The 8,112-nt window shown below is 41.0% G+C and carries 9 protein-coding genes; 4 read left to right on the plus strand and 5 right to left on the minus strand.

The features are described 5' to 3' along the window. Positions 1 to 522: 522 nt before the first annotated feature. Positions 523 to 636, minus strand: a complete 114-nt coding sequence (locus AC5JM2_RS20790; protein WP_495836743.1) for a DUF433 domain-containing protein — start codon at positions 634 to 636, stop codon at positions 523 to 525. 269 nt (positions 637 to 905) lie between these two features. On the opposite strand from AC5JM2_RS20790, the gene AC5JM2_RS20795 reads away from it, so the two are divergent. Beyond that, positions 906 to 1,520: a TetR/AcrR family transcriptional regulator gene (locus tag AC5JM2_RS20795; protein WP_495836744.1), complete on the plus strand. Its 615-nt coding sequence runs from the start codon at positions 906 to 908 to the stop codon at positions 1,518 to 1,520. A 40-nt stretch (positions 1,521 to 1,560) separates the two neighbouring features. Here the strand turns inward: AC5JM2_RS20795 and AC5JM2_RS20800 are convergent, their stop codons facing one another. Continuing rightward, positions 1,561 to 2,010 (minus strand): DUF4332 domain-containing protein, encoded by a 450-nt coding sequence (locus tag AC5JM2_RS20800; protein ID WP_495836745.1) that lies wholly within the window; start codon positions 2,008 to 2,010, stop codon positions 1,561 to 1,563. 160 nt (positions 2,011 to 2,170) lie between these two features. On the opposite strand from AC5JM2_RS20800, the gene AC5JM2_RS20805 reads away from it, so the two are divergent. Continuing rightward, on the plus strand, positions 2,171 to 3,550 hold the full coding sequence (locus tag AC5JM2_RS20805; RefSeq protein WP_495836746.1) for an aminopeptidase P family protein: 1,380 nt from the start codon (positions 2,171 to 2,173) through the stop codon (positions 3,548 to 3,550). 134 nt (positions 3,551 to 3,684) lie between these two features. On the opposite strand, the gene AC5JM2_RS20810 is transcribed toward AC5JM2_RS20805, so the two are convergent. Beyond that, positions 3,685 to 3,984 carry a 30S ribosomal protein PSRP-3 gene (locus AC5JM2_RS20810; protein ID WP_048871660.1) on the minus strand — a complete coding sequence of 100 codons (300 nt, stop codon included), beginning with the start codon at positions 3,982 to 3,984 and terminating at the stop codon, positions 3,685 to 3,687. 264 nt (positions 3,985 to 4,248) lie between these two features. Here AC5JM2_RS20810 and AC5JM2_RS20815 point away from each other — a divergent pair, with 264 nt between their 5' ends. Together AC5JM2_RS20815 and AC5JM2_RS20820 are read left to right on the plus strand one after the other, a co-directional pair. Continuing rightward, positions 4,249 to 5,076, plus strand: coding sequence for a TIGR01548 family HAD-type hydrolase (locus tag AC5JM2_RS20815; RefSeq protein ID WP_495836747.1), 828 nt, complete (start codon positions 4,249 to 4,251; stop codon positions 5,074 to 5,076). 205 nt (positions 5,077 to 5,281) lie between these two features. After that, entirely contained in the window at positions 5,282 to 6,073 is a 792-nt protein-coding gene (locus AC5JM2_RS20820) for a Tab2/Atab2 family RNA-binding protein (RefSeq protein ID WP_495836748.1), read from the plus strand. On the opposite strand, the gene dcm is transcribed toward AC5JM2_RS20820, so the two are convergent. Then, complete coding sequence (dcm, locus tag AC5JM2_RS20825; protein ID WP_495836749.1) at positions 6,040 to 7,374, minus strand: DNA (cytosine-5-)-methyltransferase; 1,335 nt, start codon at positions 7,372 to 7,374, stop codon at positions 6,040 to 6,042. The genes AC5JM2_RS20820 and dcm overlap by 34 nt on opposite strands. Positions 7,375 to 7,445: 71 nt before the next feature. Continuing rightward, positions 7,446 to 7,889, minus strand: a complete 444-nt coding sequence (locus AC5JM2_RS20830) for a hypothetical protein (RefSeq protein ID WP_495836750.1) — start codon at positions 7,887 to 7,889, stop codon at positions 7,446 to 7,448. Positions 7,890 to 8,112 lie beyond the last annotated feature (223 nt).

Here is an 8,112-nt window from a genome sequence, read left to right on the forward strand (position 1 = left end):
CTCCAAATGATTATCATTCTTGCTTTGGGTGATTTTATTGCTTGGAAGTCCCTTATGCAACGCCTCCAAATATAAGCGGATAAGTAGGTCGGCGTAAATAATTCTTGTTGGAATAAAGCAGGGAGCAGGGAGCAGGGAGTAGGGAGTAGGGAGAGAAAGAGTTTGAGCCTTATTTACTTTTCTTTACACAGTTTGATTTTTTTGCACCGACTTACTTAAACAAACTACTCATAAGTCTTTAACTAACGGACCTATAGGACTAATATTTGATTTTTGAAAAAAACTCCGTACGCTTTTATTGCTTCTTAAGCGTTGCCTGTTCCCTGTTAAGCGTTCCCTGCCTCTACGAGTCAATTCAGAAATCAAATCGGATTCCTATATTAAATTGTCAGGGATTCGATTGCGTTCAATATAATCGTTAATTTCATCTTGGTGATCACTGTAGTAACTCAAAGCATTGAATACTTGTGCCAAGGTTAAATGAGGCATACCTTTGGGAATTTCTTCAGGAGTAATACCTATTCACAAAGTTTCAACAATTGCCCGAACAGGCGTACGAGTTCCTTTGATAATTGGTTCTCCACTTAAAATATGGTTGTCTCTGACTATATAAAGATGTTCTGTAGCTTGAACCATTGCTGCCTTTGCTATCTGAAAAATGTGTCAGGATTAATTGTAACGATTTTGTTGAAGAATCCGATAGCCTGACGCTCCCACGGCTTTACGTTTTCGCTACATTCAACGAAATCAAGTGTTTTCATCCCCTGACGGGGAAAAGTGAGTCTGCGACTTGGCGTCGTCAGTCAACAAGGTCTTAATCTTGTATTAAGCTTTGCGTTGTTATTGCATTTAACGTTAGACAATAATGCTACACATTTTATTCCGGCGATATCACTATAACTTTTATGCGAATTTTTAATGCTCCTCCATCTTCAGAAACACAAACACGCACCCGCATTCTAGAAGCGGCAAGACGACTGTTTGCGTCTCAAGGATTTGATGGCACAACCACCCGCGACTTGGCACAAGCTGCAGGAGTTGCTGAAGGCACGCTGTTTCGTCATTTTTCCAATAAAAAGGCAATTTTGATAGAGGTTGCAACTCAAGGATGGGTGGAAATTCTGACAGATTTGTTAACAGAACTAAGTGAAATGGGCAGTTATAAAGCTGTTGCTCAGGTTATGCGTCGCCGGATGTGGAATATGCAAAAAAACGCCGACTTAATGCGGGTTTGTTTTATGGAGGCACAGTTTCACCCAGATTTGCGCGATCGCATCCAGTCTGAAGTCATTGCCAAAATGACTGATGTTGGCGAGGCTTTCTTTCAAACTGCAATGGATAAAGGAATCTATCGCCGCATGGATGCCAAACTAGTCGCTAAGGTTTTTCTAGGAATGTTTGCCGTTGCAGGCTTTTCCAACAATACTCTTATGGAACCCAACGCCTCACCCCAACAAATGCAGCAAATGGCAGAAGGATTGGCTGATATCTTCCTGAATGGAGTCTTGGCAACAGAGTAATAAGTCAACAGTTAACTGTTGAGTGTTTTGCGTACTAAATTCATCGCTCATCACTCAGGACTTTTTTCGCTTGTTGACTCCACTGTTGAACTTGCTCAATCGAAGGACACAAATCCCGTCGTTGCATGGTTGCTACCACCAAGCGCAGAAGTTGTTGGTGCAATCTGTGAATGGGGGTAGTTGCTAGCTGTACCACAGAAGCAATACCCGCATGCAGCAATAATCCACAATATTGTGTTCCTACACTGGGGATACGAGCCAAATCAGACAATGCCACCCATTTGTTGACATACTGAAGATGAATCTGTAATTTATTTGCCAGCACTAGCCTATCCGCAGGTGTTTTCCCTTGTTTAACCAGTGCGGCTGTGGTTGTAATTCCACAGTTTTGCAGTTGTGCTTGCTCTTGCTGACTCAATCCAGGCAATTGCTCAATAGACCAATTAGAGGATGAAATAGGACTGACGCTTACTTTTTGTTTAAGAGACATTTTTTCAAAAAACAAATACGCTATACAAATATAGTGATAAACACACTCATTGATATCTTTATTTCAACCTAATCTTAAGCAAAATTTTGGCTGTTGAAAAATCTTCATTTGCTCTGGAAACTGACAAAAATTTGAAACATTTGCTTTAATTTCCAAGATTATGATACTGAAAACCTCTTGCTCTCTCATCGAAACTCTACGCGACAGACGCCAACGACTCGCCAACCTAATTGATTTTCCGGCAATTCTTTGGTCAGGAACTAGCAGTCCGCGTAACTATCCAGCAAATGTCTTTCCGTTTCGTGCAAACAGTCATTTCCTCTACTTTGCAGGGCTTCCACTGCCAAACGCAGCAATTCGCCTGAGTGCAGGTAAGCTAGAACTGTTTATGGATGATCCTCAACCAGAAAGCGCTCTTTGGCATGGACAAATGCCTGATCGTCAGGAGATTGCTCAGATAATTGGAGCAGACGTTGCTAAGCCAATGGCAGAATTAGAATTGTGGACAGAAGAAGCCGCAACAATTGCCGTACAGGACGCCGCCACTTGGACACAACAGTCGCAACTTTTGAATAGATGGGTTTTGCCGCTGAAGTCACCACAAGACATTGACTTGGAGTTAGCCAAAGCAATCATCTCGTTACGGCTGATTCACGACGATGGCGCATTAGCTGAATTACGCAAAGCTGCGGCTGTGACTGTAGAAGCACACAAAGCTGGCATGGCAGCTACAACTCATACTCAAATTGAAGCACAAGTTCGTGCTGCGATGGAACAAGTGATCATAGCCAATAACATGACGACTTCCTACAACAGTATCGTCACTGTTCACGGAGAAGTTCTACACAACGAGCAATATCACCACTCATTGCAACCAGGCGACTTGATACTTGCTGATGTTGGCGCTGAGACAGAGACAGGCTGGGCAGGTGATGTCACACGTACTTGGCCAGTGGGTGGTAAGTTTTCATCTACCCAAAGAGATATTTACGATACTGTGTTAGCGGCTCATGATGCTTGTATTGCTAAGGTAAGCCCTGGTGTTGAGTATCAAGAATTACATTTACTCGCTTGTACTGTGATTGCAGAGGGCTTGGTTAATTTAGGCATTTTGCAAGGAAATCCCCAAGACTTAGTGGAAATCAACGCCCACAGCCTCTTCTTCCCCCACGGAATCGGTCATTTGTTGGGTTTAGATGTTCATGATATGGAAGATTTGGGAGATTTAGCAGGTTACGAAGAGGGACGTACAAGGAGCAATCATTTTGGTTTAAGCTACCTGCGTTTAAATCGCCCCTTACGTCCGGGAATGTTAGTCACAATTGAACCAGGATTTTATCAAGTTCCAGCGATTCTAAATCATACTAATGTACGGTTACAGTATCAGGATGTTGTAAATTGGGAGCGCCTATCTCAATTTACCGATGTGCGAGGAATCCGCATTGAAGATGATGTTTTAGTCACACAAGAAGGTAGCGAAGTTTTAACTGCGGCATTACCGACACAAGCTAATCAGATAGAGAATTTAGTTGGCGGGTAATTGTTCTTGTGTTCTGAAAAACAGATAATACATAAGTATTAGCCCTGTTGCACAACTTCAGGTTTGTGGCAGCAGGGATAAAACTATCAAACTCTCGGAGCTTGTTCAACAGTAGGGAAGTGAACTACACAACTTTAAGCGCTACCTGTAAAGGCAACTTCAGGAAATTTTAACTGAGCTTCAGCCATCGGGCGGTTTCTGCCTTCCTCTTGCCAGTAGTTAATAACTTCTGTAGCTTTATTGAGCAACTCCACCCGATCTAGTTCAGTAATCCAGTGTTTTGATTCTAGCTCCTTTTTTAATTCTTCCCAGGCATCATTCCTCGGCCAGAAAAAGTACTTAGTCAAAGGACTTGTGCCTTTGCCTACAACTTGATCAACCGCCAAGGCAACGTTTTCATCTAGCCACAGTATTTTCAAAATGAATTTTGACAATCACACCTCCGGGGAGTATCCGGGCAACACTCACTAACTTTGCGATCGCCTATTGTAACGCAATATCTACCAGCTTTCCAAACAAGAGTGGAAAATCGCAAGTCGAGAGAATGAAATATGAACAAGGAAAATTGCTTGTTGTAACTAATAGGTATTGACTAATGACTATTGACTAATGACTAATTAACGGCAGGTGCTACAAAACGTGCTTAACCCGCGTTGTAGCACTGCCTCCTAATAACTCATCAAAAATCTCCGCATTCTATGACTGAACAACTCTCACCAAAGGCGATAGTGGTTTTCGATATTGATGGTGTTATACGTGATGTCAGTGGTTCTTATCGACGAGCGATCGCAGATACTGTAGAGCATTTTACAGAAGGAGCGTATCGCCCAACACAACTCGATATAGATCGGCTCAAGTCTGAAGGTGTTTGGAATAACGATTGGGAAGCATCTCAAGAATTAACTTACCGTTATTTTGAAACTCTCTGTTACACGCGCGAGCAATTACAACTCGATTACAATGCCATTGTCACCTTTTTTCAATCACGTTATCGAGGATGTGAGCCCGACAAATTCACAGGATATATCTGCAATGAACCATTATTGCTAGACTCTAAATATCTAGAGGAACTAACAAAAGCTGAGATTCCCTGGGGATTTTTCAGTGGTGCAACTCGCGGTTCTGCGACTTACATTTTAGAACAACGCCTTGGGTTGAAGTCCCCAGTCTTAATCGCAATGGAAGATGCACCAAGTAAACCAAACCCCACTGGACTATTTGCCACTGTGCGCGCCTTAGAGTCTTCCGACAATATAAATGATAAGCATTTAACGCCAGTAGTGTATGTAGGAGATACAGTAGCTGATATGTACACGGTGAAGCAAGCGCGTTTGCAAGAACCTTCTCGGACTTGGATTGGCGTTGGTGTTTTACCACCTCATGTACAGCAAATACTAGCACGTCGGGATGCGTATGCTGAAAAATTGATAGACGCAGGAGCATCTATGGTTTTCACGAATGTACAACACCTGAGTCTGCTTAGGATTTCGGAACTAGTGAATGAAACAGGTTTTGAACAAATGTAGGTGTTATTTTGTTGAGGTAGGGTGCAAGTCATTGCACCTCTATCCCTCAACTTCAATAGACTTCGTGGCAGTTGTAGAGAAAAGGCTAAGGGGGAAAAGAATAAGAAAAAACCTTTTCGCTTTAAGCTTTCCTCTTTCCTCACAACAGTGGCAATTGTTACTTTTGCAATCTTGTTTAATAACTTAGTTATAATGCGTACCTTTGATGAAAATTTGGCAAGCTGATTTTTATCGTCGTCCCCAGACTGAAGCATCCAGACAAGTTATGTGGGAGTTGCTGATTTGCGATCCGACTCGTAGTTTTGAGTATCAAGCAACTTGTCTACAGTCACAAGCTTCTTCAAGTTGGGTTGGTTCTCAATTTCAGAAAGCAGCGCTTGAACAACTGCCAGATGTCATTCAAGTGTTTCGTCCTCAGTCTTTAAGTTTAATAGAACAAGCTGGACGCAGTTTAGGCATTTGTGTTGAACCAACGCGCCGCACCTTGGCATTAAAACAGTGGTTGGAACAAAAGCAATATCCTATATCCTTGGACAAACCACCCCCAATGCCATTACCAGAAAATCTTTGGGGAGAAGAATGGCGTTTTGCTTCGCTGACAGCTGGTGATGTGGCAGAAATATTTAGCGATCGCCCCATCCCGATTCTAGAAATGCCAGAATATCTCCTACCTATTAATCTCGGTTTAGCATCAACAACACCCGTTCCCTGTGTTGTCATTTATGGTGGAAGGCAATCAATGCGTTTGGCACGCTGGTTGCAACAAGTCCATCCTGTGGCGTTGAATTACGTTGCTGGCGCACCTGATGGTTTAGTGTTAGAAGCTGGCTTAGTTGACAGGTGGATTGTTGGCACATTTGAAGATAAAGAAGTGACAACTGCTGGCAAAGTCTATGAACAACGGAAGCAGCAAAGCCGTGGACTACATTTTTTGTTAGTGCAACCCGATGATTCTGGAATGACTTACAGTGGCTTTTGGTTGCTACGTGAGGAGTGAGCGATCGCGCTTTCAAATCTCTGAGTTCGTTGTTGGCTATAGTACAACGTTTTCATAATGACTTCTTGCGCCACAGCTTTGACTACATTAATACTCACCGAATTTCCCAGTTGACGGTAAGCCTTATCATCATTGGGATGAAGTACAAAGCTATCAGGAAAACCTTGCAGTCTCGCAGCTTCGCGGGGAGTGAGTCGTCGCACTCTATTATTGTGGTACACTCCCAATCTATTGGCATCACTGGCAACAAGTGTTACAGAAATCTTACTTGGATCTACAAACTTATAAACCTCAAAGGAAAAGTTGCCAGCTACAGGTTTATATTTATCGTTAATAATCTTTAAATATTTCTTGACAACCAGTGAATCTAAAATTTCCTCAAGGTTGGGATGGTCAAAAAAACTAGCTATCTGATCCTTGGTTAATAATTTACCATCTTGTTCTTGACCAAATTCTTTATTACGTCTCTTTAAGATGAAACGGTTCATTAATTCGATCTCCGAAGCATCACACTCGCCACGCAATCCTAATTCCCATGAATGAATAGAGTTTCCGCCACGATAATCAATTAGCCGCACTCCATGCAAGCGTTCTAAATTATTATTATTATTATTTTTCTTTAAAGCATTAATAAATTTTGGAGAACAATCATATCTTGGCTCAGGATTATCTTCTAAAATCTCGGCGACAGTCACACTGTCTTTTAGTGGGTAAAATAACGATAATTGTTGAGGGTTATAAGAATGGGAATCTTTTGATCCCACATCAGAAATCAACCCAAAAGTAGGAGAAGCATCTAAAATTCCTACTAGATAAACTCTGACACGGTTTTGTGGTAATCCAAAGTTAGCACTATTTAGTAAAAAAGCATCAAAGCTGTAACCTCTGTTTTGAATTTCGTGCTTAATTGTTGCCAGAGTTCTTCCTTTATCATGGCTATATAGTCCCCGGACATTTTCAAAAATGAAAGCTTGTGGTTTATATTTATCCACTAGTCTCATGATTTCAAAAAAAAGTGTTCCTCTAGTATCTCTAAAGCCTTCTTTCTTGCCAGCGTGAGAAAAAGCTTGACAAGGAAATCCAGCTAATAAAAACTCATGTTCTGGTAATTCATCTATAAGGTGAATGTCCCCTAAAGGCTTATGAGAAAAGTTTTGTTCGTAAACGAATTGAGCTTTTGGATCAATTTCACTGCTTAATACGCATTCAGTGTCTAGTTCTATGGAATGAGCAGCCTGTTCAAAAGCTAGTCTAATTCCACCTATTCCTGCAAACAAATCAACAAACCGAATTTTTCGCATCGTTCAATTTTTTGTGATTTTTTTTCAAGCTCATGTAATTTTTTCCAAACAACAAATTTTAACATATCTAGTCATTCTCCAAAGTATGCTTTCAAAAAGCTACAAAGCACATTAAGCTCCTCCCGAGAAAACGCTACTGTACAATGACTGTATAAACAAATTGTCGATAGGGCATTTTCTCTTTGAAAGTTCCCAGCACTATCCAGAACATAAGCTATTTTATAACTAAGACTTTCAATTTGTTCAAATCTGGACTTTGCTTGTCCTGCCTTACGCTCAATGACGCTATTTGTCGTTACCTGAAAGCTAACTTCTATTGCAACATACTTATTTTCCTGAGAAACTACAATATCAAAGGTTGTTGGACGATTGTTATTTTCAGTATGGCTGACACCAGGTAAATTTCCATTAAGTTTAATTCTTAAACTAGTAATAGCAAGATTGTCTTCTAAATATTTTTTGACAAAGCTTTGAGTGATTTGCCCTAAAGTATTTGATTGTGAACCAGAAGTAATACGACTCCCCTATATATATCGTTGTTTAATAAATTTTTGTAGTTTGTCTGGTTGACCAACATAATTACTCCTAACTTGCACATTTTAGAACCGTTATACAGTAAGGCTTTGAGAAATCTCAGAAAAATGTGCTTGTTTCATATTTTGCGGGAGCGTTAATCGCGCCCGTTGGGCGCTCACATCTTGCACCTGGAAATATGAATGTCAAAACCATAACTACGTG

The organism is Brasilonema angustatum, from assembly GCF_059505445.1.